The organism is Geobacillus thermoleovorans, from assembly GCF_001610955.1.
Lineage (GTDB): Bacteria > Bacillota > Bacilli > Bacillales > Anoxybacillaceae > Geobacillus > Geobacillus thermoleovorans.
Genome location: NZ_CP014335.1, coordinates 2263067 through 2289228, shown reverse-complemented (window position 1 = coordinate 2289228; position 26162 = coordinate 2263067). Strand labels below are relative to the sequence as shown.

The following is a 26162-nucleotide window of genomic DNA, read 5'->3' as shown; positions in this document are numbered from 1 at the left end:
TTAGCAATCCAGCAATCAAATGTAAGCAAAGGAAAATGGTGATTGAGAGCAACAGTTTAAATGGTACAGAGTACAAATGGCAATGCAAAATGAACAATAACAAATGGCAAGCAGCCGAACACAATGCAAACAAAAACAATGAGTAAAGGAGAAGATGAACAATGGCAATGACAAATGCAATGAAAATGACGATGACAACGGCAGGAAGAAAACAGATGTTTGTTGGTGTTGTTGTGTGGGCTTTTGGGGACAGAAAAAGAAAATTAATTAATAAATGGAGGATGGTTGATGATGAAAACTTTAAAAGATTGGATTGTAGCTTACCGTGAAAATAAAGAAGTATTGAATGATTTTATTGTGTATGAAACGGTTCGTGAGCAAAATGAGCAGGGTCAATGGGATGAAGTTAGATATGTTCTCACGAAAGATCAAAAATTGAATGCGATCATGAAGCGAATGGAAATGAAATATTTTAAAGATGTAGATCGAAAAGATTTAAATGAGTATTTGCTTCATGCAATTGTAGAAGTGTTTGAAACGGCTGATACAAAAAGAAGCCCATCTGAAATCATCAGTTGGGCAGAGGATAGAATGAGATATATTGTGATTGATGAATTGAAACGGAATCATCATATGAATATTGTATCAGAAAATGAAGTGGTATCACACAGTGACAAAGATGATGAAGTGAATATTTCTGATTGGCAGATGTATCAGGAATGGCTAAAAGGTGAAGAAGCTAAAACATATGAGAAATTTTTAGAGTTTGTTGGTGGACTGGAGAGTATTCTTTCTAAGAAACAGCTTGAAGTATATACATATATGAAATCGGGCTGGACACAACAAAAGATTGCAGAAAAGATGGGCGGTTCACAGCAAAATGTATCAAAAATATTCCAGTCCGCATTAAATCGAATTAAAGCAGAGTATCTCCATTTTCGTACATATCGTGTCATGATGAAGTCGAATACATATCAAAAAATCAAAACGTTCGTGAAGTATACGGAAAATATTTTGGAGCATGTCACAGATGATGAAGCGATGCTCTATACATATACGATGAATTTCTTGCGTGAGAATGAAGAAGAGGATATTTCATTTGAATTGGCGCATGAAAACAAAAAGGACTTGAGTACGGGTGTATTAGATGCGTTATTTGATTATATGAGTGTTGGAGATCTGAAATGGTTTATGCCATACTGGAGAGGTGAAAAAGAAGTCACAACGAAGAAAGAAAAAGAAAAATTCGTCCGTATCGTGAATAAGTCATTGGTGCAGTATTTGATTGGGGCTGAAAAAGCATTGAAAAGAACGAGTGAAACGATTGTTGAACGAGAAATACATGAAAAAGTTATTGACTTAATTAGTTAAAATGTGATAAATTAAAAATTTTTGTTGTATTTTTTACGATATTATATATAGAGGATGGTTGGTTATATGAAATAACTTGCCATCCTTTTTTTGTTTCAACTTTTTGTTTAGCTACTTCTTTAACTTCAGCAATACGAGATTCTTTTGTTGCAAGTTCAATTAATGCTTTACGAATAACTTTATCAGCTTCATTTCTTTATATGCTTTAGCCATTTCGGGAATAGTTCTCTTTCAATTCTTATCTACATCAGCAACGATTGGTATTTAAAATTCCTCCACATTTTCTTTCTCCTTGAAACGGTCGGGAACGCTCCGACCGTCTTATTTTTTTGATGTGTTGGTTATAAAACTTAACATTGTATAGATTGTATCAAAGGCGGTGAGTGAGGTGATGAACAAAATCAAAAAAGTACGAATCCTTCTTGGTATGACACAAAAAGATGTAGCAAAACAAATTGGAGTTACACAAGCAATGTATAGCATGATCGAGAACGGAAAACGGAAGCCATCAAAAAAGACGGCTGCAAAGATTGAAGAATTGTTTGGAATATCATTGTTTTTCGTAGATTGAATGTACACGTATACGTCATGTTAGTGTGTACACACTTATTGGCGATAAGTGACTTGAGCGCATCGCTAGTGAAATGCTAGTGCCCGTCTATTGCACGCTCGTAAAAGATATGCATAGACAACCAAACCCATATTTATTACCTCCTATTATTATTTTTAAATCATTATTCATATCACCACCCCTTTCAAAGGCAGGATTTGTTTCCTGCCTCACTTTTTTACTGGAGTGATGAACGCTTGAAGAAGAAAAAGACATTTGAACAATTGCTTCGAGAATATCAAAAACAATATGAAGAAAAGCAAAAACAAATCAATAAACGAAAGGAGAAAAAGAAATGAGAGATTATGAACGTTTAGAACAAAAACAAGTAACTGAAATGAATGGAAAGGAAATTGAAGAGTTGATGTTTCATGCCTGCCGTGGGGCGAGTGATCAACTCTTTTATGGTCTTGCAAAACGGTTTTTGTTTGGAATTGAAGATGAAATTAGACAGATTCATGAGCGATTAGAGAAGCTGGAATTGCTCGTTAAGATGCTAATTGAATCGAAACAGGAAGCTAAAAAAGAGGTTAATGTTGAAGCGTGGAAACCGACAGATAAATCGTTGGTTGAAGCATGGAAACCGAATCCGAAATTACAAGAGGCTCTTGAAAAAGTCGATAAAGAAAAGCTTGCAAAAGCGATGGAAGAAGCAATGAAGGTTAATACATTGCGTACTATTTCACTGCCGAAAGTTGAGTTGCCGGAGATGAAGGGAGCTGACGAGGAATGATCGTTGCTCCTCCTGAACACCATGTATTTTTTGTGAATGGTGAATATGTATTTGTGCCGTATTCAGAGTGTGATGTTGAAGGGTTTATAGAAAATGAAATGGCTGCGAGGATTGCTGAAAATGAAAAGTTCCGTGATTTTGTAAACCAATTGACGGCTTGGGGTGATTTCCTTGAGCGATTTTTCTACATGAATGATATATATTTTTGGGACAAAGAAACGCATGAATGGAATCCAGATTTTCGAAAGCATTTTGATACAGAAACGGAAACTTGGCTATTTGCAGACCGAATTTTCAAGATGAATGTAGAGAACTATTTTGCTGGCTATCCCGAATATGCAAAAGCGTATATTGAATATGTTTTGCGATGTGATGAAAATGATGTGCCTTTTGATGATGGTTTTTATCAGTTTGTAGCAAAACGGATGATTGAAGATGGAGAAATTCGAATTGAATGGGAAAAGGTGATGTGATGATACGGATTCCTGATTATTTTGTTTGTAAGAAATGCGGAATACATATTAAATACGAAAAAGCGTCTGAAATGGAATGTGGGCAGTGCTTGTTTGAGGATTGGATAGGAGTGACGAAAACAAATGAAACAAAATACGAAAAAGGAGAAGAAACAACGAATAAGTAATGGGTACATATTGATTTATAAGCCAGACCATCCAAAAGCCATAAAGCGTGGTCAATGGCAAGGATATGTTTACGAACATGTGATTGTTGCTGAGAAGATGCTGAATAGATCATTACGTGATAACGAAGAAGTACATCATCTTAACATGAATCCTTCTGATAACCGTCCTGAGAATTTATTGATTCTTGAAAAAGGACAGCATAGTAAAATACATAATTTTATGCGGAGATATGATTTATACCCGATATTTGAGGAAATTGCAACTGATGGACATATCGTGAAGAAGTGCTTGTTTTGTAATGAATATATAGTAAATGAGAATAAGAAATTTTGTAATATTGATTGCAGAAAACAATACGAACAACAAAAGAAAGGAGAACAAAACAATGATGAACGAGATGCAATTGTTTGATAAATTAAAAATGGTTGTAGAAAACGGAGATACGGATGAAATTGAAAAATTTCTTTTATCTGAAGAAGGGGAAGAAATAAGACGGGAGTTGGAGCAAATAGTAAGTAACATATGGGAAGGTGTAAGGAAAATTGTTGCATCACTTTATAAGGCTTTTAAGGAGAATGAGGAGCTGATATTGAGTTTTCTTGAAGAAAATAAAAAAGATTGAAATTGCTTTAAATAAAGCAGTTTTTCTTTTTGGACTCGTGGTGTAATTGGTTAACACGTTCGCCTCATAAGCGAAATGATGCAGGTTCGAGTCCTGCCGAGTCCACCATGTTTTTGATGATGTAGAAGGAATTCCTTTCCTTTTCGTTGAATTGAGTAGACGGAAGGGAGAGAGGGGTACATGGAACAAAATAAAAAGAATGATATTAAGGATTCTGTAAAAGACACCGCAATCGATGTCATTCTCGATGTCGGAAGTGACACTGTAGCAGATATTGCCAAGGAAACATTTACTGGAATGCTTCAAGGGATATTGATTGATGCAGGAGCTTCGTTAATTCCAGGATTATATGGAGTTATATCTGGTTATAAACGAGTTCGTTTTGAACGGAATATACAGAAATTTGCCGACGAATTATATTCAAAAATTGAAGAAATAAAGGTAAACTTAGAAAATAAAACAAAAGAACAAAAAGACAAAATTGACCAACTATTTGGTTATGTAATGGATTATGTAATTGATGAACAACAAGAGGAAAAGATAAAATTTATGGTTAATGGTTTTGTTAATATCACAGAACATGATCAAATTACAGAAGATTTTGTGTTAACTTATTATGATGTCTTAAAAGAATTGAGAATGGTAGATATAGCGGTTCTAAGGTTAATGTATTCATCGCATTATTGGATAAATAATGATGCTGAAAGAGAAACTTATCGAGATGTTATGGAAAGACATGGGCTAAGTTATGAGCAGTATGAGTCTGTACGTCGGAACTTACAAAGGATAGGTTTACTTACGACAAAAACAGATTTAAGTATAAATGATGACTTGGATCAAATATATAAGGCGTTCAAAGAATTATATGCTTATTTAGATAAATTAACAAACCCTAGATATAAGGGGTCATTGCCAAAATTAAAAGAGCCTAAATTAAAATCCAAAGATAGCTTACAAATATCTAAATTTGGACGAGATTTTGTTGAGTTTTTCTTGAACTTAGAAACAGGACAATAAAGGTCCTGTTTTATTTTGTTTTTGAAGGAGAGAGAAAAATGAATTATGAAACATTCATTCTTACTTTGCTTAAACTTGCAAAAGAAATAGCAGAGAAATCTGTTTATACTTCTGTAGAAGAAGAATTCTTAAAGCAAATGGATATTTTTGTTGAAGAAATCGAAAAAAGGATAAAGTATGGAGTATCTTAAAGATTTTATTTAAGGCATTCGAATAATCAGGTGCTTTTTATTGAATTAGCAGGAAAAATGTCCCCTTTTGTCGAAATGAGTAGGCGAAAGGGGTGTGACAAGTGAGTGTCAAAATGGATGGATTTGATGACTTACAAAAGTTTTTTAAAAATCTCGAGAAGAAAGCGAAGGATGCGAGTGGAGAGGCAAGTTTTTCAGAGTTATTTAATCCAGATTTTATGACTGTATTTACCAATTTCAAAAGTATCGATGAATTTTTCGAAAAAAGCCCTTTTGATATTAACACACAGGAAGATTTCGAGAATCTTAATGAGTCTGAATTAGATAACTATGTTAAAGAGAACACTCGCTTTTCTTCTTGGGAAGAAATGATGAATGAAGCTGGTAAAAGGTATATAGCGAAAAAGCTAGGTTTATAATTTGATTATCATTAGCGCTCGATTATCCGAGTGCTTTTTTATTTGGAGGGAAGAAGATGTTACTTGCATTTCAAATTTTATTGTTTATTTTAATCGTGTTGTTTGGCATGGGCTTGTTGAGTGATGAAAGCCAAGAGAATAAAAACAGATATTTGAGTGTTGTGTTGGCAAGTGTTATTGCTTTGACTGTAAGTTTTTTTGTGGGGTGAAGTGATGATTAATATTGAGGAAGTTATTTATCACAATGAAGGTGTAACTGTTCATTTTACATATAAAGGTGATGATATTGAATTTGATGGACATATTAGGCTAAGTCCTAAAGAATACAAAGCAAGTGGCAATGGTGAGGATTTGGATTATTTAGTGAAGTGTATTTTGGTAAGGGAATTGCATCATTTGGTGAATGGATATTGAAGGAAATGGAGGGATAAGATGAAAAATTTTCGTGTTGAACGAATTGAGTTTTTTAGCGATGAAATAAAGAAGGAAAAGGGATTAGATGGTGATTTTGGGATTGTAGGAACGTTTGAACAGGATGGAAAAAAGAAATATTTTGCAATGCAGCTTGGTAAAAAGGATTTTGAGAAGAGTATTAGAGAATTGATGAAGATTGCAAGGGAAGAATGTGAGTGGGTGAGTATGGATGAGATTGCATAATGAGATTACTTGTATTAATGATGGTGAAATTGTGGAAGTACCTAAAAATGCATCGATTTTTATTGTGAAGGATAATTTTGATGAGGAATGTATTAAAAGGATGATGAACACAGGAGTAATAATGAATTCAGATGCAGAAGTGCAATGGATTAGTGAAGATGAGTTAAGTGGTTAATTTTTTTAATTATATAAGTGTATGATTATATGTTTATATGATGTGTGGCTGGTGACAAATAAATGGCATTCAAATTTGTTGAATGTGAACGCTGTCCTACAACCTTTAAAGTAAAGAAAATTAAAAAGGACATGATTGGAGTATATAAAGGTGCTCCTGTTTATCATCGGTATTATGAATGTGTGAGATGTAAACACAAACATACTGTGAAGATTGATACACTTGTGGTGAATAAGTGGACTGATCAAATGTTCATGTTGAAGTGGTATATGCAGATATATCGAAAAGATGAAAAGAAGTGTGAAGAGTTGGCGAGGGAATATGAGATGGCTAAGAGGGAAGCCGAGAAGGTAATTGAGGATGTGAAGAAGGTAGTTGGGATGGAGTAGGTGTTGTTTTATTTTTTAAATATATAAGTGTATGCTTATATGTTTATGTGATGTGAGATGATGGGAAAATGAAAAATGAGTGCAAACCCGTGCACACTGTTACACATGCCAAAGGGGGTGAAAGATATGTTAAACGAACGTGAAATGAAGGCAATACAATTGTATTATCAAGGCGGTATGACAGTTGAAGAGATCGCTCATGAGTGTGGATATAAAAACAGATCATCTATCTATAAACTTTTGAAACGTGAAGATGCTCAAGAGTATATTGACATGCTTGCACAAGAAAGTTTAAAGGAAGCGTTGCGAACATTGCGTATTAACTCACGTGATCTTTCAAAAATCATTGTTGATATTGCACGTGGCAATATAAAGAATACAAAGACAGTCTATGCCCAGTTGAATGCTTTGACGAACGCACTTGAGAAAGCTGGACTCAATCAGAAAACACTTGTTATTGAAGAATCGAACAATGATGATCAAGATTATAACGAATTGCTGGATATGTTGAAGAAAGAAGAAGGCAGCAAAGAGGAATGAGTTAAAAAATTTTAATCAATTTGTATCATTTGACTACACCCTCTTGATACATTTTTGAGATATTGATATAATAGGCTTAACGATGTATCAAATACATGTATCAAAAATAGGAGGGTGTAGTCGTATGAAATATGGATATGCAAGGGTATCATCATCTGGTCAAAATTTAGAAGCGCAATTGAAACAGTTAGAGGAGTTTGGATGTGAAAAGATATTTAAGGAAAAAGTAAGTGGACGTAAAAAGGATAATCGTGAACAATTCAATAAACTTTTAGAAACAGTTAAAGAAGGCGATGTGATTGTAGTAACTAAACTAGATCGCTTTGCCAGAAGTACAAAAGATGCTTTGAATACAATAGAATATCTTAATTCAAAAGGTGTCGGACTTGTTGTTTTAAATATGGGTGGTGAAAAGGTAGATACTACTACAGCAATAGGAAAGTTAATGGTAACAATTCTTGCTGGTATCGCAGAATTTGAAGCAGATATGATACGTGAAAGACAGCTTGAAGGTATTGCATTAGCAAAGCAAAGAGGTGTCTATAAAGGCAGACCAAAGAAGTATACAGAGCATAATAAAGGTCTACAATATGCACTTGAATTATTCCGTAATCGTGACAAAAATGGGATGACAGTTAATGAGATAGCCGAGATCACGAAAATAAGTCGAGCAACGATATATCGTGAAGCAAAACGATTAAATATTGATTAACAAAGACGGTCAACAATTGACGGTCTTTTTTCTTTTGCTCTTTTTTACGGTAGGGGGTATGCCTTCTGTTTTTGGCTGGCAATCCCCAGCAGCAGGTATCACAAATTTTTTTACCAAATTTTCAACCCTTTAAAAAAGGAGGTGACAAAATGGATAAGCAACAGAAAGAACTTATGTTGCAGTATCTCAAACGTCACTTTACAGATGAACAAATTGAAGATTTACTACTGAAATACAAAGGTAAATACACCGGTAAAAACGGTTTACGTAAAAAATTAGCCCAACTTGATAAAGAGTATTTCGGTAAAGCCTATTTTCCTAAATATTTCAGTCGTGAATCACCTGCTTTTCACGCTGAAATTGAAGAACATTTACAAAAAATGCTCGATGGAGAAATAAAAAATCTTTGCGTGGTTTCTCCACGTGGTTATGCAAAGTCTACGCTCGGAAGCTTTAAAATCCCATTATACTGCTTGCTGTTTCGTTTAAAGCCATTTATCCTTCTCATCAGTGCTAACGAAGCAATGGCAAAAGAGTTTTTGAAATCTATTCGCATTGAACTCGAAACAAATGAAGCGATTCTTGAGGATTTTGGCGACTTAAAAGGCGACACATGGAATACAGAATGCCTTATCTTGACTAATGACACATGTATCATGGCAAAAGGTGCTGATAGTTCCCTTCGTGGTATCAAATATAAGAATTTACGTCCGACATTAATTATTTCAGATGATATTCAGAAGGATAGCAATATTTCATCTGAATCTAAACTTGACCAACTAAAAAAATGGTACTGGGAATCCCTTGTGAACACAGGCGATACATATACATCATTCCTGTTCATCGGCACTCGAATGACAGAGGATGACCTGTTAGCCGATATCATGAACAACCCTACATATACAACGCTGTTTTATCAAGCCGTTATTTCATGGTCAGAACGTGAAGACCTTTGGAACGAATGGGAAGAAATCGTTACAGACCTATCGAATCCATTCAGATTGTCCGCTGCTGAAACATTTTTCGAAAAACATAAAGAGGAAATGCTCAAAGGTACAAAGGTGCTTTGGGAAGCAAAAAATGATTATTATGACTTAATGCTTAAACGTATTGAAATCGGTGACGATGCTTTCTCGAAAGAGTTACAGAACGAACCAAAGTCATCAAAGGATAGAGTATTTCAAGAACTCATTTATTTCACACCTAGCGAATTAGATACATCTAAACTTGAAGAAATCGTAATGACAATCGATCCATCACTTGCAAAGTCAAACCGTTCGGACTTTTCCGCAATCACTGTGCTTGCGAAAGACGAGGACGGTTATTTTTATGTCATTGATGGCGATTGCAGACGCTTAAAGCCAGATGTACTCATTGATACTGTCATTGAAAAAATGTCAAAATATCCTATTTCACGTATCGGCATTGAAACAGTGAACTTCCAAGCGTTGTTAAAGCAACAGCTTGAGAAAAAACTCATCCAAAACGGCTATTATATCGACATTGTGGAAATTAATTCACGCTCCAATAAACATTCACGCATCATGTCTTTGCAGCCGATGATTGCAAACGGATATATAAAATTCAACCCTCACAATAAAGCATACAATCAGCAAATTCTTGATTACTCATCGACAGCAAAGAATGATGATGCGCCAGACTCATTAGAAATGGCCGTCACGTTGATTCAGAAAATGAGACGTATCCAATCGTTAGATAGACGTTTATTAGGATTATAGAAGGTAGGTGAAAAGGTGTTAACATCAGAACAAATTAGAGATGCGATAAAGAAACATCGTACAGAATTGCCTCGATATCAGAAACTGTACAATTATTACGTTGGTCGGAATGACATTTTAAATCGTCAACTTCCTGATCCACTCAAGCCGAATAACAAAATTGCAACATCGTATCCGAGTTTGATCATTGACACTGTGGTCGGCTATTTTGCGAGCAAGCCAGTCAGTTATTTATCTCGCTCAAACAATGAAAAGTATCTTGCTGATTTGCAAAAAATCTTTCTTTTCAACGATGAAGAAGATACGAACGCAGAAATTGTGAAAGATTTTTCGATTTTCGGAAAGTGTTATGAATTAACGTATATCGATACGCAAGGAGATATCCGATTTAAGCAATATTCTCCACTTGAAATGTACGTTGAAAAGGATTCACAAGATAATATTCTTTTTGGCTTGCGTTATTGGCAAGAAAAACAAGGCGATACAAATGTAACTAAAGTGGAAGCATACGATGCAGAAGGGTTTCACTATTTCACATCGTTTGACGGTGGTGAAACGTTTTTATTAGATCAATCTATTCCTCACTATTTCGGTGAAGTGCCAGTAACGATTTATAAAAATAATGATGAGGAAATTGGGGATTTTGAAAAACAAATCCCTTTGATTGACGCTATTGATAAGATTCTTTCAGATAGCGCAAACGAATTAGAAAGTTTTGCCAATGCGTATTTGTTGATCAAAGGCTATCAAGGTACAAAGCCGGAAGATATTCAAGCCATGCGCCAGAATGGGGTGCTTTTGCTGGATCAACAAGGCGATGCTTCTTGGCTTATTAAAAATATTAACAACCAATTCCAACAAAATTTCTTTGAAACAATTGATAATTTGATACATATTCAAACAGCGACACCGAAATTGACAACAGAACAGTTCAGCTCCAATTTGTCAGGCATTGCTATAGGATTTAAACTTTTTGGACTTGAATCCAAGTGTTCAGTCAAAGAGCGCAAAATGGAAAAAGCATTGCGGAAACGTATTCGATTGATTACAAATATCCTTAATTTGAAGGGTGCGAACTACAACTATACAGATATTCAATTCCAATTCAGTCGTAACATTCCGCAAAACGAAATGGAGATTGTGCAAGAAATCGTACAACTTACGAATATGGTTGACCTTGAAACACGTCTTTCTTGGCATCCTAGAATCCAGAATCCGAAGCAGGTCATCGAGAAATTAAAGCAAGAACAAGACACAATGAATCTTGACGCTATAGGTGACAGCAATGAATGAAAAAGAATTTCTCAAGATGGTCGATGAATTATTCAACCTATCTGAAAAGGAACATCGTGAAGTATTAAAACTGTATCGAAAACATCGTGACAATATTAAGCAACTCATTGCTGAATTGTTCATGCGATACGGAAATGACGGAAAAGTGAACGTTTCCGACATTCCGAGAATTGAACGACAAATGCAAGAAGAAGTAAGAAACATTGCTGTTTCTGAAGTAGCTATTGTCACAACTATCCTTGCGACTGTATTTGCTCATGCGTATTATCGGACAGCCTATGAGATTGAAAAAAATATTGAAATAGCCATTTCTTTTTCGTTGCTGCGAAAAGAAGTGATTGACGAGATCATTAATTTTAACTGGAGTGGTATTCCATTCAGTGAAAGAATATGGGACAACACGAACACACTTGTAAAAGCATTGAGGACTGAATTGTATATAGGAATCCAGCAAGGAGAAAGCATCGATAAAATTGCAAGGCGTATTGACAAACAATTTAATTCTAAAGCATATCAATCCCAACGACTGATTCGAACAGAGACAGCTCGGGTGATTTCTTCAGCACAAGAAAAGATTTATAAAGATAGCGGTGTCGTTCAGAAAGTGCAATGGGTTGCAACTCTCGAAGGAAATACGTGTGAGCAATGCGCCCGACTCGATGGAAAACAATTTAATCTTGATGATGATACAAAACCTTCTCCCCCAAAACATCCGAATTGTCGCTGTTGCTTAATACCTATTATTGAGGGATATGAGCCAACAAAACGTAAAGACAACGAAACGAAGCAAGTCATCGAATATCAAAGTTATGATGAATGGGCTAAAAGTAAGGGAATTCAGTCACCGTAATGGTGGCTTTTTTAATTTTCTTGACCTGCCATATGTCATTAAACTGGGCAAAAATCAAAAAATCATGCACTTCTAGGACTATACAGTGTTAGAAGGGCAAAGGAGGTCAAATACATATGAATTTAGAAGATGTTAAAAAGTTTTTTGAAGAAAACAAAGATAATGAAGAAGTTAAAGCATATCTTCAGGGCTTACGTTCAGTAAGTGTTGAAGAGGTGCAAAAAATGCTTGTTGAAAATGAGGAGTTGAAGAAATTCTTCGATTCCGAAAAGGATAAGCATTTTTCGAAAGGGTTAGAAACGTGGAAACGCAATAATCTTCAAAAACTAATTGATGAAGAGATCAAAAAACGTTTCCCTGAAGCAGATCCAAAAGATGTGAAATTGAAAGAATTGGAAGCAAAAATTCAACAAATGGAACAAGAAAAGTTACGTGAATCGCTTAAAAATAAAGCACTTACGATTGCAACAGAGAAAAAGCTTCCAGTTCAACTTATTGATTTTCTAATTGGTCAAGATGAGGAGTCTACACTTCAAAACCTTGCTACATTTGAGGAAGTGTGGACACAAAATCTTCAAGCACTTGTTGAAGAAAAATTAAAAACAAGTGGCGTAAATCCGAAAGATTCAAGTGCAAAAACTCAAACGTTTACCCGTGAGCAAATCGAAGCGATGACACATGAAGAAATATTGAAAAACTGGGATGTCATCAAAGATGCTCTTAAAAATATCTAGTTATCTCAAGGCTTGCTAAACGCAAGTCTTTTTTATTTGCAAAAAAATTTCAAAAAAATAAAAGGAAAGGTGATGTTAAATGTCAGTACAATCTTTTATTCCACAAATTTGGGAAGCTCGTTTATTAGCTAACTTCCACAAAACTTCCGTTGCAGAGGTAATTGCAACAAAACCGACTGAAATCAAAGGAAACAAAGTTATCTTCAACCGTGTTGGTGCAGTAACCGTAAAAGATTACACTGGAACAATTACTTGGGATGAAGTCAACACTACACCAGTCGAATTAAATCTTGATCAAAAGAAGTATTTTGCTTTCACAGTTGATGATGTAGACAAAGCACAAGCAGCAGGCGATCTAATTGACTCCCATACATCAGAAGCATCTGCAACGCTTCAAGAAACGATTGATAAGTATGTTCTTTCTCTATATACTGCTGTTCAAGCAGGAAACACTATTGGTGATGACACATCTCCAGTTGCATTAGATAAAGCCAATGTATATGACTATATCGTGGATCTAGGTACTAAACTTTCGAAGAATAAAGTACCTTTGGCAAATCGTTTTGTTGTTGTCAATGCGGAAATTTTGGGGTTACTCTCAAAAGATCCTCGCTTCACTGCAAATCCGACAGTTCTTGAAAATGGTGTTGTGGAAGGACAAAAAATTAATGGTATGCAAGTTGTCGTATCTGAAGAAATTGCAAATGTAAGCGGAAAATACAAAATCCTTGCACTTCATCAAAGCGCAATCGGATATGGAAAACAAATTGATTCTATTGAGGCAATGCGTTTACAAGATAGCTTTGCGGATGGAATTCGCGGGCTTGCGACCTATGGTGCTACTGTACTTCGCCCTGAAGCATTAGCGGTGCTTACAGCAACTATTGCTTAATACATAATCTTTTGACGGGCAGGGCTTCCCTGCTCGTTTTTTATTTATAAGTGAGGTGATGAGTTTTGCTATTTCGTAACAAGAAAACAGGCCTTGTATGGGAAATTGTAGATAAAGATCACATTAAACGACTTCAAAATGATGACGATTATGAAGAAGTCAAAGAAGAACAAAAAGAACAATCAAAACAAACTCCTAAAAAATCCCCGACTAAAAAGGGGTGAATTAGATGCCTTCACTTGATAATATAAAAACTTTATTGGGCATTTCTAATAATACTCAACTGTAGATGAGCAAATTCACTGACATAAATTGACAACTAAACAAAAAAGGAGACATGAACCCGATTCCTTGGTTAGAATAGATGTACCACCAACTATCCACAAGGAGGTTCATGTCTCATGAATAGATTAGCACATCACCAAGGAATCCACAAGTTTTTCTTCACGCTGGGGTTGACGCTGCAGCTTTCCAAACCGGTCATCAAGCATCTCATTCATATTGTCGATGCCTTGACCACCAAGGGATTCTCGGGAACATTGACTGATATTCATTACTGGAGCTTTCATCCGAATCATCGAACGACGCTCAGTCACTTTTTCACGAAAAGCCCTTGGAACGAGGAAAGGCTGCTTGGGAAGCTTCAAGAGTGGATCCTTTCCCAGGTCGAACGACTGGCCAAACGGAAGAATCAACCCCTTTTTGTTTCGATTGATGATACGATTTGCCAAAAAACGAAGCCTTCGTCACGGGCTGCGCACGCCATTCAAGGGTGCGACTGGCACTACTCGCATAAAGATCATCAATCGGTCTGGGGGCATTCGCTCGTTTGGCTGATGGTGCACACCTTCACGCAGGCGTTCCCATTTGCGTTCCGCCTGTATGACAAGAAAGCGGGAAAAAGCAAGATCGACCTGGCGATCGAGATGCTTTCCTCGCTCAAGGTGAAGCGGGCTCAGCCGGTGTATGTGCTCATGGATTCGTGGTATCCGTCCAAAAAGCTCATTGAAGCCTGCTTGAAACAGGGATTCCATGTCATCGCGATGCTCAAGACGAACCGGATTCTCTACCCGAAAGGCATCGCCATCCAAGCCAAGCAGTTCGCCCGCTATATCGAGTCCAAAGACACCCGCCTCGTCACGGTGGGGCAGGAGCGTTATCGCGTGTATCGCTATGAGGGGGCCATCCATGGCCTCGATGACGCGGTGGTGCTGCTGGCTTGGAAGGCGGATCAGCCGCTGACGCCGGAACATCTTCATTGCATCTTGAGCACCGACCGGGAACTCGGGGACGAAGACATCTTGCGTTACTACGCCCAGCGCTGGACGATCGAGTGCTTTTTCCGGCAGGCGAAAGATCAACTGAAGCTGGATGGATACCGCGTTCGCCACATTCGGGCGGTGAAACGGTATTGGGCGGTGGTGCTGTTGGCCTGCGTGTACAGCATCGCCGAATCCCGACAAAACCTCTCCACCGGGCTGGAGCTTCTTCGGTCGCGGAAAGACCACAGCGTCGTCGAGTTCATTTATGACGCTGCGAAGCAAGATATTCCCATTGATGTGATCAAAAAACAGCTCCGTATCGCGTAAGGGGTACCCTGTTTGTCTCTCTAACCATGGAAATTATTGTAATGAAAAATGCTCATCTACAGATACTCAAGATAATTTGCTCAATTTATACCTAACTCGCGCAACATCGTTCGTAAAAAATTATTGCAACATCGATGTAATTCCTGCTGAACTCAATGAAGTGATTGAAGATATTGCTGTTTATCGTTACAGAATGAATGGTGTAGAAAATGTGAAAGCAGAATCGAAAGGTTCGCTTTCGGAAACGTATCGTGATTCGTTGCCCGATGATATCATCGCTCAATTAAATCGATATCGAAGGGTGAAAGTCGTATGAGACTAACGAAAACAGTGTATCTTCTAGGCGAAGGAGAAGAAGTATTAGTCGGCTGGAATAACTTCGGAGAACCAATTTATGAAACGATTTCTACAAAAATCCCAATCCAATGTGAAATTGAACCTTATTCATCAAAATTAGCTGAAAATCGATACGGAATCATTGTTGATGTGCAATATCGACTGTTTACAAAGCCGGATGAACGCTTAAAACTCGGTGAAAAGATTGAGTATAAGGATAAAAATTACACGATTACAGGCGTAATGGATTTTGATCGACACTATGAAGTGTTAATTAAAAAGGATGATGCTTAATGAGCCGTTTTCAAGAAGAAATTCAGAAAATGAAGGAAAGACGTGAGAAAACAATTAAACAAATCGCTGTTTTCGTGGAAGCTGAAGCGAAATTGCGTGCGCCAGTCGATACTGGGCATTTGAGACGTTCCATTACTCATGAAACGCAATCAGATGAAAATGTATCCAAAGCATACATCGGAACAAATGTTGAATACGCTCCGTATGTCGAATTTGGCGTGGCAAGTAAGAATATCAAACCACAGCCATATCTTCGCCCAGCAATCGAGGAAAATAAAGATAAAATCAAAGACATTATCGAGAAGGGAATGAATGTTCAATGACGATTTCGCAAATCATTCATTCCCTTTTAACTTCTGATAGTGAATTGGTGAACTTAGTCGGCTATACACCAAAAAACAAGCGTATTTCGGCAATGATTCCGAACGATCGTGAAGATTATCCTTACATTGTATTTGAAACTTTTCCATATGAAGCTGGAGAAGTCGATACATACAGATGCGATATTCGCATTGTCTCAAAAAATGTAGTTGAGATGGAGAAAATCGCTAAAAGAGTGATTGATTTATTGCATTTTCGAGCAAAAGATAAGCCGTTTAGCGTGAATAATACTGCCATCTACCATGCCAAACATATTGGCGGTGGCGTTTTGTATGTTGATGATTTAAACGTATATGAGCAATTACTTATTTTTCATGTAAAAGTAAAGGAGATGATTTAATATGGCGACTGTACAAGAAAATACGATTTTACTTGGTTCGGGTGATCTTTATCTTGGTCAAGTTGATCCAAACGCTACAGAAACAGAAATTCAAGCTGCACTTGTAAATGTGGGTGCGATTAGTGGTGGTGCAACATTAACATATAAACCTACGTTTCATGACGTGAAAAGTGCCAATAGAGGAACAATCATGAGTTTTCTAACTGAGGAAGAAGTAACTTTCAAGTCGGGCTTGCTTACATGGAATCTTGAAAATTTATCGAAATTAAGTGCCGCAAGTTATTCTGAAGATACGACAGCTGGCACAAGACGAATTGGTATCGGTGGACTTAAAAATGTACCTGTTAACTACCTTCGTTTTGTACATACGAAACCAGATGGTAAAACATTGACAGTTAATATTTTCCGAGCGCAAGCACAATCGGGATTTGAAATTGCTTTTGATCCAGAAAAAGAAGTCGTACTTGATGCTGAGTTTAAGGCGTTGGCAGTTACAGGAAGAAATGATGGCAACCTTGTTGAAATTATCGAGGAAATTTAATTCTTTCTATAAGGAAGGGAGTATTATATTCCCTTCCTTTTTTATGTCTGACGAAAAAATAGGAGGTTGAAAATATATGAACATTATTGATTTAGATTTACTCGTTTCTGAACCGATTCAATTCAAAATTGGTGGTGAAGTTTTCGAAACACCTTCGTCACCATCTACCCAACTTGTTTTACAAATGGTTGCTATTGAAAACAAAGTGAAAAAAGCAAAAAATGCAGAAGAACAAATTCACCTTCTTGCAGAAATGGTATCTTTGCTCCTTTCTCAAGGCGAACGGAAAGTTACAATTGATGAAGTACTTGAAAAATTTTCACCTGTACAGATGAAAAAAGTAGTTGAAGTATATCAACAAAAAATGACGGAGATTAACACTAACCCAAACTGATGATGCCGTCGCTTCCGGGGGAAGAGAGAAAAGGAAGCGATGGAATTGAGTTCATGGAGAAAATAGCATATCTCAATATGAAAACTCGAATGTCGCATGCGGAAATTATGAACCTTCCGTATGCGATTTTTTTGTCTTATCTGAAACACTATCAAATGTTTGATCTCATGAGTACTCCAGAGGGTCGAGAATATCTCGAAAAAGTTGAACGTCTTAAACAGACTTCACCTGACTTTGCAAAATTACGCAAGGTATCAGGTTACAAAAAGGCAGGTGAGAAATAATGGCAACAGTCGATCTAGGAACCTATAAAGCTGAAATTCTGCTTGATGATTCGAAATTTACATCGAAAATGAGTGCTGCGGAAAGAGATATACGAAATTTTGAGTCAGGAGCAGGAAGATGGGGAAGCCGATTGGGCGCACTTGCAACTGGTGCAATTGCAGGACTTGGTGCGTCTATTGCGGCAGTTGGAACGATGGCAGTCAAAACGGGCGTTGACTTCAATGCAATGAAGGAACAATCCGAAATAGCATGGACAACCCTTTTAGGTAGTGCAGATGAAGCAAAGAAAACGATAAACGATCTCGTCCAATTGGGAGCAAAAACACCGTTTGAGTTTGAGGGACTTGACAAGTCAGCAAAACTTCTCAATATGGCTGGATTTGAAGGAGAAAAGTTAAAGGAAACATTAATTGCTGTTGGTGATGCGGTATCAGCAGTCGGTGGAGGACAGGAAGAATTAGAAGGAGTTTCAATGGCACTTTTTCAGATGTCGGCTAAAGGGAAAGCGTCAGCAGAGGAAATGAATCAATTGGCGGAGCGCGGGATTCCCGCATGGCAGATTCTCTCTGAAACGATGCATAAACCAATCCCTGAATTAATGAAAATGTCAGAGCAAGGTAAATTGATGGCAAAAGATGTAATCCCAGCACTTGTTGAAGGCATGGGTGAACGTTTTGGCGGAGCAATGCAGAAACAATCGCAAACGTTCAACGGTTTGATGAGTACATTGAAAGACAACCTCAAATCCTTCACCGCAATGATAACAAGCGATTTATTTGAAAAAATAAAATCCTTCCTCCCTCCAATCATTGACTTCGTGAATCGCATTTCAGACGCATTTAAGAACGCAGGTTGGAAAGGTGTAATTCAAGAAATTCTTCCGCCACAAGTCACCTCATCTATCACCCAAAACATCGGAATTCTAAAACAAATCATTTCCGATTTTATTACATTCGGAAAAAACATTTGGAAGCAATACGGTGATGAAATTTCTGCAACAGCAAAAGTAGCGTGGGAAGCAGCATCTCAAACAATTAAAGGACTGCTTGAAATTTTGCGTGGCGTTATCAAAACCGTTCTTTCCCTCATTTCCGGTGACTGGAAAGGTGCATGGGAAGGGATAAAAAGTATTGCAAAAGGTGTTTGGGATACAATAGGTGGATTCATTAAAAACGCCACAAACGGAATTCAAAATATCATCAAAGCATCGCTTGAGATTGTAAAGAACATCTTTTCAACCGTTTGGAATGGGATTAAAACGTTAGTTAGTACAATATGGAACAGTATAAAAAGTACAATTTCTACAACTCTTAATGGCATAAGCTCAAATATCCAAAGCATTTGGAACAATATTAAAAATGCTATTTCCAACACTCTTAATTCGATAAAAACTACAGTGAGCAATATTTGGAATGGAATTAAATCATCAATTTCTTCTACAATACATAGTATTTCCAGCATTGTTTCCTCAGTCTTTAACTCAGTAAAATCAAATGTATCAAGTATTTTCAATAGCATCAAATCAACTGCTTTATCCGTTTGGAATGGAATCAAATCGTCTATTTCAACAGCGGTAAACACAGCAAAATCAGCGGTAAGTAGCGCATTTTCCTCTATGAAAAGCGCTGTTTCTTCCATCATGAGCGGTATCAAATCGATAATAACAAGCATGTGGAATAGCGCTGTGAGTTTCTTAAAAGGGATTAATTTGTTTTCTATCGGGAAAGACATCATACAAGGTCTTATTAACGGAATCAGTTCAATGGTTGGATCAATTAAGAAAAGGGTCGAAGAAATTGCAAGAAATATTCCAGCATGGGCGAAGAAAATTCTCGGCATTCGCTCTCCATCAAGAGTAATGATGGAAGTCGGACAATGGACAACCATCGGTTTTGCAAAAGGTATTGAATCGAAAAAGAAAGACGTTGAAAAATCGTCGAAAAAGACAGCAGAAGCAGCAAAAAAGGCTTTCGAAGAACAGTTTAAATCGGCTCAGTACAACTTTAAAATCGGAAAAATTGATGAAAGTCAGTATATCTCCAAATTGCGAACGATTCTAAAAGAGTACGCCAAGACATCTGATCAGATTCGTAAGGTCAATTTAGAAATTAAGAAAATTCAAGATGAACAGGCAAAGAAAACAGCGGAAATAGTCAAGAAAACCTTTGAACAAGGAAAACAAGCCATTGAATATCAAAAGCAAATCCGAAATGTTTCTCTTGAGCAAGAATTGCAGTGGTGGAACAATCTCGCCAAACTGTTCAAAAAAGGTACCAAAGAGCGCATGGAAGCCGAAAAAGAATATGCTCGTGTGAAAGACGAAATCACAAAGCGCAATTTCGAGAACGAGAAACGCTGGTTCGAAGAAAAGAAATACTACAATCAGCTTTCGTTAATGCAAGAACTAGAGTCGCTTAATACGGTTGCAAAACGATACAAACAAGGAACAGAAGAACGAATTTATTGGGAGAAAGAAATATATAGAGTCAAGAAAGAAATCAGTGACCGAATTGCACAGATCAATGATGAATATGTTTCTAAAATCGAAGAAGCAAACAAGCGACTAGCCGACAGCGAAAAACAATTAACGGAAGAATACCAACGTGCTGTTGACGAACGGGCTAAGTCGCTTTATTCGTTTGCTGGTTTGTTCGATGAGATCAAAATCGACTCGAACGTGACCGGCGAGCAATTGCTTAAAAATCTTGAAGATCAAGTGAAAGCTTTTGAAGAATGGCAAAGAAACATCCAAATATTAGTCAGCCGTGGGCTTGATAAAGGATTAATCGAAGAACTACAAGATTTGGGACCTAAAGCATATGCTGAAATTCAAGCATTAACTACATTATCCGATTCACAATTGCAAGAATACGCAAAACTTTGGAAAGAAAAACACGAATTAGCTAAAGATGAAGCAACAAAAGAATCAGAAGGACTAAAAACCGAAACACAAAACAAAATTCAGGAATTGCGAAAAGAAACAGCAAAAGAACTAGAGCAATATAAGGCTGAATGGATCAAGAAAATCCAAGAAATCAAAACCGGCACACAAACGGGTCTCAAAGACTGGAAAACGTCAATGAAAACAATTGGTACGGATGCCATTCAAGGTTTGATTGACGGCATGAAGTCTATGACGGGATCACTTCAAACACAAGCAAAAGAAATCGCCAATGTTGTTTCAAAAACGATAAAAGACGCACTCAAAATCAAGTCTCCTTCCCGTGTCATGATGGAAGTGGGTAATTTTATTAGCGAAGGTTTGGCAATCGGAATGAACTCACAATCTAATTTAGTTGAAAAGGCATCAAATAACTTAGCTAATAAAGTTCTTGCTATTCCTAATACATTAAGTTTTTCACTTTCAACCAAAAGGGGCTCTTTAGGGTTATTGATGGGTAGAAATTCTCAAACAAATTCTACGGTACATAATGAAATTAATCTATCCCCAACATTCCAATTTTCCGTAAACGGTACTCTTGATAAATCACAAGCTGAAAAAATTGCAGATATAACCATTGAAAGAATGATACATAAATTAAAACCTTATGGCTTCGTATAATTTGATAAACCTCTCCATTCAGGAGAGGTCTTTTTTTATTTTTGGAGGTGTTAAAATGACTGAAGTTTGGAAGTTAGATAATGAATATTATTGCCTTTATACAGAGAATCGAGATATTATGAGACGAATTAAACGTTATTACAAAGACTTTGAAATCATGGCTGAATACTTTAAATTCGATAAATTGGTTGGTATTCAATACAAAGTGCCAATTAAACGCAAACGCTCCGCTTTCCATCTCAAAAAGGTTGCACGTTTTCAATGAAATTAGCCGATTTCACGGCATGAAATATAAGGGGGATACAAACATATTCCCCTCTTCAAAAACACGCCTGAAATCGGCTATTTTCTTTAAAATCGAGCAAAATACACACCTTTTTACTTCCTTTCTCCTTCCTCATTATCCTCAATTAACTCATCCATCCTTGCTCCAATAATTTTTGCTAAAACATACGCTTGCAACAAATCTGGCTGTGTAATGTTCCTACACCAATTAGAAAACGTTTGTTCAGATACTCCCATTTTCTTCGCTACATGATTCTGTTTCATTCCCTTCTCCTTCAACAAGTACGAAATTTTATTCTTCATTTTCTTTCCTCCTAACGTTGTACCATTTCTTCAAAAACATTTCGATTCCTCTTAAAAAATTTTTTGATGAAAAATCAAAAAAATTTTAAGGACAAGGTAAATAGACAGGCAAAGGTTAATACGTATGTAACACAAGGTTAATCACTCCATGTTTCAGTGATTAACTAGTTAACAACAAGAAAGGGGAATCAAAATGATTGTCGGCATTGACGCAGGCAATAACGAGGTGAAGTTAGCAGGTTCGCTTGGCGTGAAAAAGTTTTGTTCAGCAATCGGTGAATATCAAGAAAGAAACCTTGTATCAAATCACGGCGATGGAATGGTTTTTGAATATGAAGGACGCAAAGGATTCGCTGGACAATTAGCTTTAATCGAGTCTGATTTTGGTTCTTCCATCATGGGTGATACAAAAGCACATGAAGACGCAAAAATGAGGGTCTTACTTGCCCTGCATAGCTATGGTGATTCAGACATTTTTGAAATCGTTGTGGGGCAAACAATCTCAAAACATACGCCAGAGGAAAAAGAACGAATCAAACAAATGCTTGTCGGCACTCACACAATCACAGTAAATGACAAAACAAGAACATTCACGATTGCAAAATGTCAAGTGGCGGCAGAAGGGGCAACAGCATTCTTTAGCTCACCTGTACCCTTAAATGGCAAAATCCGAATCATCGATGTTGGTAGCGGAACAGTGAACTGTGCCACTCTTCTTGATATGCGATACGTCAACAGAGATTCCGAAACGTTGCCCTTCGGCTACAATACAATCCGAAACAAAGATTTAAACGAATTGGCAAGAGGTATCTTTTCGCATATGTCAAAGCGATGGAAAAGAGATGATGAAGTTTATCTTGTGGGTGGTATCGCAGAAATGCTGTTAGAGCCGATGAAAACGTACTTTCCGAATGTAAAAGTATTGCATCCATCTTTAGACGGCAAACAGTATCCACCTATCTATGCTAATGCAATCGGCTTCTACAATCTGGGAAGGGTGCTGTACGATGGAAATAATTAGAAAATCTGTCGCATTTAACCTTGATGATCCAGATCAATTTGCGCTTTATGCTCATGCCACTAAACGCACAAATTTTTCAGCGTATATAAAGCGATTGATTCAAAGAGACATGGAAGGGTGTTTTAATGTTTCAAATTCACCTGTTGCAAGCGTCAAAAAGGACAATGTTTCAATTGATACAGACATCATCAACTCTTTTATCTAACAAGTACATCATGGTTGCACCAAGCCACTCTGTTTAAGTCACTACTTTAGTTGCTCCATCTTGTCTACATCCTCATCTTATTTTAGTCGTTGCTTTAGTCATTCTCTAATTTCAACTCAAGTTACAGTTTTAGTTGCTACTAAGGTATCCCTTACTTTAGTTTTTGTGTCCGAATCGTTGAGTTTAAAGGTTTTTGGTAAATCATTAAGAGAAAGGGAGTGGCATTGCCACTGACTTTCTCGTCTGGGGGCGTGATGAATGGGTAACATCATTCGCAAAATCGTTGAAGCAGGGTGGAAAACAACACGAAAGGTCAATGATGTAGATATTTCAAATCCACTCACACAGGACACAATTTCTTTCATGGTAGACGTTGTAAAAGAAATCATCAAACCGTTTTAATGAGGGGCGTGATGAGATGATTAAAACATTTGTGATCGGGGCGTATATCCTTCACAAAATTTGGTGGAAACGACAAAACAAATTAGTCTCTATTCAGTTCAAAACATTCATGGGGCGGTGAAAGCATGTTTCGTGTGATTGTTCAATCTGTTCGGCGCTTTAGAGAATGGGCGAACTACACGCCAGAAATTAAAAAACCGACACACGCTGATAAAATCAAAGAGCTTCAAACGGACGAATTAGTTTCTAAAGAGTATTTGCAATCACTCATTAATGCGAGCAGAAAGAAAACAGACCTTCAGGAAATCCTCAAGTATCTAAATGATAAAGCTAAAACAGCCAATCTTAATACGCAAGAGATCGCAAAGCTAAAGTGGAAGATAAGCGAAAAAATTGATACCCTTGACATGAAAGAAATGCTTAAACAATTTCGTGAAGGTGGGCACATTTCACTTACTGATTGGTGGGATTACTTTGTTTAAAAATAAAAAAACGGAGACGTATTCCGTTCGTGAGTTCTTGGCAGGGTATCACAAAACGAAACCGTCTCCTAAAAAATATAATATGCCGTTTTTCAGTTTTATGGGAGTGGATATTTCAGCAAAAACGTTTATGCCGAACGGTTCTCCAGCCGATGTTGCACTTTTGTTAGTTGGTGGAGTTGGAATTGCATTGATTGGTGTAACCATGCTTGAACGTCATTTTGTCAGAAATGGAGATACATTGATTGCTGAATTAATCAACACTACAACCAATTTACTTTTGCCACTTGGCACATTTATTTATTTCACTTACAAATTATTTACGACATTTTGAGGTGAAACAATGCTAAAGGAATGGTTTAAAAAACAACAAATGAAATCGGCACTTCAGAAATGTTTTAGAAGTGCTGAAATTTTTCAAGTTTACAAGAGTGGAGATAAGACGATTTACATTTATCCGAAAATCAATTCGGTTCAGTTTAAGGAAAATAAAACAGTATTTACTTTCACATTGCGAAACGGCATGAATCCAAGTGAAATTACAAAAAAGGAATATGTCTTTCAACAAATATTCGGCAAACAGATTGAAATTGACGGTGATATTAAGAAATTTACCTTGACGATTTATCACCATGCGTTTGATGATAAAGTTCCATATGATTACAATGCTTTTTATTCAGTGATTAAAGGAATGAAATTACCGATTATCTGCGGCAAAAACAGAAATGACCAATGGAGAACATTTGATTTAATCAAGCACCCTCACATACTCATTGCAGGAGAAACCGGCTCTGGAAAATCAACTCAATTACGTTCCATTCTCACAACGCTTATTCAATTCAAAAAGCCCCATGAGCTTGAACTGTATCTTGCTGATTGCAAAAAGAGCGAATTTCACATCTTTAGACAAGTAGAGCATGTGAAGTGTGTTTTGAGCAGTCCAGCTGATATTAAAAAGATGTTGCTACACATTAAACAAGAATTAGACGAGCGAAGCAATCTCACTGACAAATTCGGGGTAGCGCATATTGATGACTTGCCAGACAGTCATAAGAAACCGTACATCATCGTTTGCATTGATGAGTTTGTGATGATTCGCAATGATAAAAAAATCATGGACATTCTCATTGAGATTGTAGCAATCGGACGCACTCTTGGCGTATTTGTTATTCTCTCGATGCAACGTCCTACGGCTGATGTTCTTGATACAACTATCCGTGCCAATCTTACAGTACGAATGGGCTTCAAAGTCGCTGACGCAACAAACGCAAGAGTGATAAATACAATCGGGGCTGATAAGTTAGAGCAAGCAGGACGATTCATTTTGCGAATTACAAAGCAAGAAGAAATTCAAGCACCGTTCCTGAAAATTGAAAAAGCGAAAAAGATACTTGAGCCGTACACAGTCACAAAAGAAGTGATTGAAGATATAAAACCTGCACAAGAACAATGGTTTGGGGTTGATGAAGATGAGGAAGCGTGACAAAGAGATTATTGAAGCGTTAGAGCGTTTTAAGTGTTTGAGTCGTGACCAAATCGCTTCAATGTTTTTCAATCACACAAAAAAGCCACACACAAACGCAAATTTTGTCCTCAAAAGACTTCGCCGAGATGGATATATTACAGCAAGAACAGACAAAGCATTTCAGCAATACGTTTATTTTCCCAATCCACCAACAGTCAAGAAAAATTCGCAGAAAGTAGATCATTATTTATTGATTGCTCAAGTATACATTGACATGATGAAATACGATGTAGTTAAGCAATACGAAATTGAGCCAAGTATAGATGATTTTATTCCAGATGCTTTTGCACGTTGGAAAGGTAGCCGATGGTTTATTGAAGCACAAAATTCGCTTTATACTACAAAACAGACAGAACAGAAGCTAAAGAAATATCTTGAATGGTATCAGTCGGGAGAATGGAAGGTAAGTCGATTTGTTAATCAAAACAAGCCGATTTTTCCGCATGTATTGATTATTGGGAAGGTAAATAAGAAAGTCGATGTTAAGGAATATCCGTTTAGGATTGCTCAAGTGGAAAGTATAGATGAGTTTATGAAGCAGATTCAGCAAGAAGAAATGAAAAGGGTACCGAATATTAAACTCCAGTCGAATAACGGGGTTTTACAATACAATTTCTTTAATAATTAAGACC

The 26162-nt window shown here is 36.9% G+C and carries 39 protein-coding genes, 1 tRNA gene and 1 pseudogene; 40 read left to right on the top strand and 1 reads right to left on the bottom strand.

Features of this window, described 5'->3' with window-relative positions:
* Nucleotides 1-161: 161 nt before the first annotated feature.
* The 33 genes and pseudogenes from GT3570_RS18525 to GT3570_RS11370 all read left to right on the top strand — a co-directional run bounded on the left by GT3570_RS18525 (nucleotide 162) and on the right by GT3570_RS11370 (nucleotide 21572).
* Nucleotides 162-329 carry a hypothetical protein gene (locus GT3570_RS18525; protein ID WP_156484084.1) on the top strand — a complete coding sequence of 56 codons (168 nt, stop codon included), beginning with the start codon at nucleotides 162-164 and terminating at the stop codon, nucleotides 327-329.
* Nucleotides 289-1371, top strand: coding sequence for a hypothetical protein (locus tag GT3570_RS11510; protein ID WP_062898794.1), 1083 nt, complete (start codon nucleotides 289-291; stop codon nucleotides 1369-1371). Before GT3570_RS18525 ends, GT3570_RS11510 begins: the two co-directional genes overlap by 41 nt.
* Before the next feature lie 391 nt (nucleotides 1372-1762).
* The gene (locus GT3570_RS11505) at nucleotides 1763-1942 is read left to right on the top strand and encodes a helix-turn-helix transcriptional regulator (protein ID WP_061912211.1); all 180 of its coding nucleotides are present in this window, start codon (nucleotides 1763-1765) and stop codon (nucleotides 1940-1942) included.
* A 334-nt stretch (nucleotides 1943-2276) separates the two neighbouring features.
* Nucleotides 2277-2714, top strand: a complete 438-nt coding sequence (locus GT3570_RS11500; RefSeq protein ID WP_062898793.1) for a hypothetical protein — start codon at nucleotides 2277-2279, stop codon at nucleotides 2712-2714.
* On the top strand, nucleotides 2711-3187 hold the full coding sequence (locus tag GT3570_RS11495; protein WP_062898792.1) for a hypothetical protein: 477 nt from the start codon (nucleotides 2711-2713) through the stop codon (nucleotides 3185-3187). Before GT3570_RS11500 ends, GT3570_RS11495 begins: the two co-directional genes overlap by 4 nt.
* A 123-nt stretch (nucleotides 3188-3310) precedes the next feature.
* Nucleotides 3311-3766 carry an HNH endonuclease gene (locus GT3570_RS11490; protein WP_062898791.1) on the top strand — a complete coding sequence of 152 codons (456 nt, stop codon included), beginning with the start codon at nucleotides 3311-3313 and terminating at the stop codon, nucleotides 3764-3766.
* Nucleotides 3741-3977: a hypothetical protein gene (locus GT3570_RS11485; protein ID WP_062898790.1), complete on the top strand. Its 237-nt coding sequence runs from the start codon at nucleotides 3741-3743 to the stop codon at nucleotides 3975-3977. Before GT3570_RS11490 ends, GT3570_RS11485 begins: the two co-directional genes overlap by 26 nt.
* 31 nt (nucleotides 3978-4008) lie before the next feature.
* A tRNA-Met gene (locus GT3570_RS11480) sits at nucleotides 4009-4085 on the top strand.
* A 72-nt stretch (nucleotides 4086-4157) separates the two neighbouring features.
* Nucleotides 4158-4994 carry a hypothetical protein gene (locus GT3570_RS11475; protein WP_062898789.1) on the top strand — a complete coding sequence of 279 codons (837 nt, stop codon included), beginning with the start codon at nucleotides 4158-4160 and terminating at the stop codon, nucleotides 4992-4994.
* A gap of 38 nt (nucleotides 4995-5032) precedes the next feature.
* The gene (locus GT3570_RS18520) at nucleotides 5033-5185 is read left to right on the top strand and encodes a hypothetical protein (protein WP_156484083.1); all 153 of its coding nucleotides are present in this window, start codon (nucleotides 5033-5035) and stop codon (nucleotides 5183-5185) included.
* Nucleotides 5186-5286: 101 nt separating this feature from the next.
* Nucleotides 5287-5604 (top strand): hypothetical protein, encoded by a 318-nt coding sequence (locus GT3570_RS11470; protein WP_062898788.1) that lies wholly within the window; start codon nucleotides 5287-5289, stop codon nucleotides 5602-5604.
* Between the two features lie 56 nt (nucleotides 5605-5660).
* Complete coding sequence (locus GT3570_RS18515) at nucleotides 5661-5813, top strand: hypothetical protein (RefSeq protein ID WP_156484082.1); 153 nt, start codon at nucleotides 5661-5663, stop codon at nucleotides 5811-5813.
* Between the two features lie 4 nt (nucleotides 5814-5817).
* Entirely contained in the window at nucleotides 5818-6018 is a 201-nt protein-coding gene (locus GT3570_RS11465; protein WP_062898787.1) for a hypothetical protein, read from the top strand.
* A gap of 18 nt (nucleotides 6019-6036) precedes the next feature.
* Nucleotides 6037-6261, top strand: a complete 225-nt coding sequence (locus GT3570_RS11460; RefSeq protein WP_062898786.1) for a hypothetical protein — start codon at nucleotides 6037-6039, stop codon at nucleotides 6259-6261.
* Complete coding sequence (locus GT3570_RS11455) at nucleotides 6248-6436, top strand: hypothetical protein (RefSeq protein WP_062898785.1); 189 nt, start codon at nucleotides 6248-6250, stop codon at nucleotides 6434-6436. Before GT3570_RS11460 ends, GT3570_RS11455 begins: the two co-directional genes overlap by 14 nt.
* Before the next feature lie 62 nt (nucleotides 6437-6498).
* Nucleotides 6499-6825, top strand: coding sequence for a hypothetical protein (locus GT3570_RS11450; RefSeq protein ID WP_062898784.1), 327 nt, complete (start codon nucleotides 6499-6501; stop codon nucleotides 6823-6825).
* 126 nt (nucleotides 6826-6951) lie between these two features.
* Nucleotides 6952-7365 (top strand): terminase gpP N-terminus-related DNA-binding protein, encoded by a 414-nt coding sequence (locus tag GT3570_RS11445; RefSeq protein WP_061912189.1) that lies wholly within the window; start codon nucleotides 6952-6954, stop codon nucleotides 7363-7365.
* Nucleotides 7366-7489: 124 nt separating this feature from the next.
* Complete coding sequence (locus GT3570_RS11440; protein ID WP_061912188.1) at nucleotides 7490-8077, top strand: recombinase family protein; 588 nt, start codon at nucleotides 7490-7492, stop codon at nucleotides 8075-8077.
* 149 nt (nucleotides 8078-8226) lie between these two features.
* Nucleotides 8227-9816 (top strand): phage terminase large subunit, encoded by a 1590-nt coding sequence (gene terL, locus GT3570_RS11435; RefSeq protein ID WP_082816483.1) that lies wholly within the window; start codon nucleotides 8227-8229, stop codon nucleotides 9814-9816.
* A 15-nt stretch (nucleotides 9817-9831) separates the two neighbouring features.
* Nucleotides 9832-11109: a phage portal protein gene (locus GT3570_RS11430; RefSeq protein WP_062898783.1), complete on the top strand. Its 1278-nt coding sequence runs from the start codon at nucleotides 9832-9834 to the stop codon at nucleotides 11107-11109.
* Nucleotides 11102-11959 carry a minor capsid protein gene (locus GT3570_RS11425; protein ID WP_062898782.1) on the top strand — a complete coding sequence of 286 codons (858 nt, stop codon included), beginning with the start codon at nucleotides 11102-11104 and terminating at the stop codon, nucleotides 11957-11959. Before GT3570_RS11430 ends, GT3570_RS11425 begins: the two co-directional genes overlap by 8 nt.
* A 116-nt stretch (nucleotides 11960-12075) precedes the next feature.
* The gene (locus tag GT3570_RS11420; RefSeq protein ID WP_062898781.1) at nucleotides 12076-12693 is read left to right on the top strand and encodes a DUF4355 domain-containing protein; all 618 of its coding nucleotides are present in this window, start codon (nucleotides 12076-12078) and stop codon (nucleotides 12691-12693) included.
* A gap of 79 nt (nucleotides 12694-12772) precedes the next feature.
* Nucleotides 12773-13585, top strand: coding sequence for a phage major capsid protein (locus GT3570_RS11415; RefSeq protein ID WP_062898780.1), 813 nt, complete (start codon nucleotides 12773-12775; stop codon nucleotides 13583-13585).
* 65 nt (nucleotides 13586-13650) lie between these two features.
* Nucleotides 13651-13809, top strand: a complete 159-nt coding sequence (locus GT3570_RS18510; RefSeq protein WP_156484081.1) for a hypothetical protein — start codon at nucleotides 13651-13653, stop codon at nucleotides 13807-13809.
* A 177-nt stretch (nucleotides 13810-13986) separates the two neighbouring features.
* Nucleotides 13987-15174 (top strand): IS701 family transposase, encoded by a 1188-nt coding sequence (locus GT3570_RS11410; RefSeq protein WP_062898523.1) that lies wholly within the window; start codon nucleotides 13987-13989, stop codon nucleotides 15172-15174.
* Between the two features lie 70 nt (nucleotides 15175-15244).
* A pseudogene (locus GT3570_RS19360) lies at nucleotides 15245-15490 on the top strand (phage head-tail connector protein); the annotation flags it as partial.
* Nucleotides 15487-15804 carry a hypothetical protein gene (locus tag GT3570_RS11405; protein ID WP_062898779.1) on the top strand — a complete coding sequence of 106 codons (318 nt, stop codon included), beginning with the start codon at nucleotides 15487-15489 and terminating at the stop codon, nucleotides 15802-15804. The pseudogene GT3570_RS19360 and the gene GT3570_RS11405, both read left to right, overlap by 4 nt.
* Nucleotides 15804-16127 (top strand): HK97-gp10 family putative phage morphogenesis protein, encoded by a 324-nt coding sequence (locus GT3570_RS11400; RefSeq protein ID WP_061912175.1) that lies wholly within the window; start codon nucleotides 15804-15806, stop codon nucleotides 16125-16127. The genes GT3570_RS11405 and GT3570_RS11400 overlap by 1 nt, the downstream gene beginning before the upstream one ends.
* Nucleotides 16124-16525, top strand: coding sequence for a hypothetical protein (locus tag GT3570_RS11395; RefSeq protein ID WP_062898778.1), 402 nt, complete (start codon nucleotides 16124-16126; stop codon nucleotides 16523-16525). Before GT3570_RS11400 ends, GT3570_RS11395 begins: the two co-directional genes overlap by 4 nt.
* 1 nt (nucleotide 16526) lies before the next feature.
* Nucleotides 16527-17066 carry a hypothetical protein gene (locus GT3570_RS11390; protein ID WP_062898777.1) on the top strand — a complete coding sequence of 180 codons (540 nt, stop codon included), beginning with the start codon at nucleotides 16527-16529 and terminating at the stop codon, nucleotides 17064-17066.
* A 76-nt stretch (nucleotides 17067-17142) separates the two neighbouring features.
* Complete coding sequence (locus tag GT3570_RS11385) at nucleotides 17143-17460, top strand: hypothetical protein (RefSeq protein WP_061912172.1); 318 nt, start codon at nucleotides 17143-17145, stop codon at nucleotides 17458-17460.
* Nucleotides 17461-17743: 283 nt separating this feature from the next.
* Nucleotides 17744-21307, top strand: coding sequence for a tape measure protein (locus GT3570_RS11375; RefSeq protein WP_062898775.1), 3564 nt, complete (start codon nucleotides 17744-17746; stop codon nucleotides 21305-21307).
* A 55-nt stretch (nucleotides 21308-21362) separates the two neighbouring features.
* Entirely contained in the window at nucleotides 21363-21572 is a 210-nt protein-coding gene (locus tag GT3570_RS11370; RefSeq protein ID WP_062899110.1) for a hypothetical protein, read from the top strand.
* A gap of 113 nt (nucleotides 21573-21685) precedes the next feature.
* On the opposite strand, the gene GT3570_RS11365 is transcribed toward GT3570_RS11370, so the two are convergent.
* Entirely contained in the window at nucleotides 21686-21895 is a 210-nt protein-coding gene (locus GT3570_RS11365) for a helix-turn-helix transcriptional regulator (RefSeq protein ID WP_062898774.1), read from the bottom strand.
* 193 nt (nucleotides 21896-22088) lie between these two features.
* On the opposite strand from GT3570_RS11365, the gene GT3570_RS11360 reads away from it, so the two are divergent.
* From GT3570_RS11360 to GT3570_RS11335, 7 genes are all read left to right on the top strand, one after another.
* Nucleotides 22089-22916, top strand: a complete 828-nt coding sequence (locus tag GT3570_RS11360; RefSeq protein ID WP_062898773.1) for a ParM/StbA family protein — start codon at nucleotides 22089-22091, stop codon at nucleotides 22914-22916.
* Entirely contained in the window at nucleotides 22903-23121 is a 219-nt protein-coding gene (locus tag GT3570_RS11355; protein WP_062898772.1) for a hypothetical protein, read from the top strand. The genes GT3570_RS11360 and GT3570_RS11355 overlap by 14 nt, the downstream gene beginning before the upstream one ends.
* Nucleotides 23122-23379: 258 nt before the next feature.
* Nucleotides 23380-23523, top strand: coding sequence for a hypothetical protein (locus GT3570_RS18505; RefSeq protein WP_156484080.1), 144 nt, complete (start codon nucleotides 23380-23382; stop codon nucleotides 23521-23523).
* A 125-nt stretch (nucleotides 23524-23648) separates the two neighbouring features.
* Complete coding sequence (locus GT3570_RS11350) at nucleotides 23649-24005, top strand: hypothetical protein (RefSeq protein WP_062898771.1); 357 nt, start codon at nucleotides 23649-23651, stop codon at nucleotides 24003-24005.
* Complete coding sequence (locus tag GT3570_RS11345) at nucleotides 23998-24339, top strand: hypothetical protein (RefSeq protein WP_062898770.1); 342 nt, start codon at nucleotides 23998-24000, stop codon at nucleotides 24337-24339. Before GT3570_RS11350 ends, GT3570_RS11345 begins: the two co-directional genes overlap by 8 nt.
* A gap of 9 nt (nucleotides 24340-24348) precedes the next feature.
* Nucleotides 24349-25488, top strand: a complete 1140-nt coding sequence (locus GT3570_RS11340; protein ID WP_062898769.1) for an FtsK/SpoIIIE domain-containing protein — start codon at nucleotides 24349-24351, stop codon at nucleotides 25486-25488.
* A complete protein-coding gene (locus GT3570_RS11335) occupies nucleotides 25475-26158 on the top strand; it encodes a replication-relaxation family protein (protein WP_062898768.1) in 684 nt (227 codons plus the stop codon). The genes GT3570_RS11340 and GT3570_RS11335 overlap by 14 nt, the downstream gene beginning before the upstream one ends.
* The last annotated feature ends 4 nt before the right edge of the window (nucleotides 26159-26162 follow it).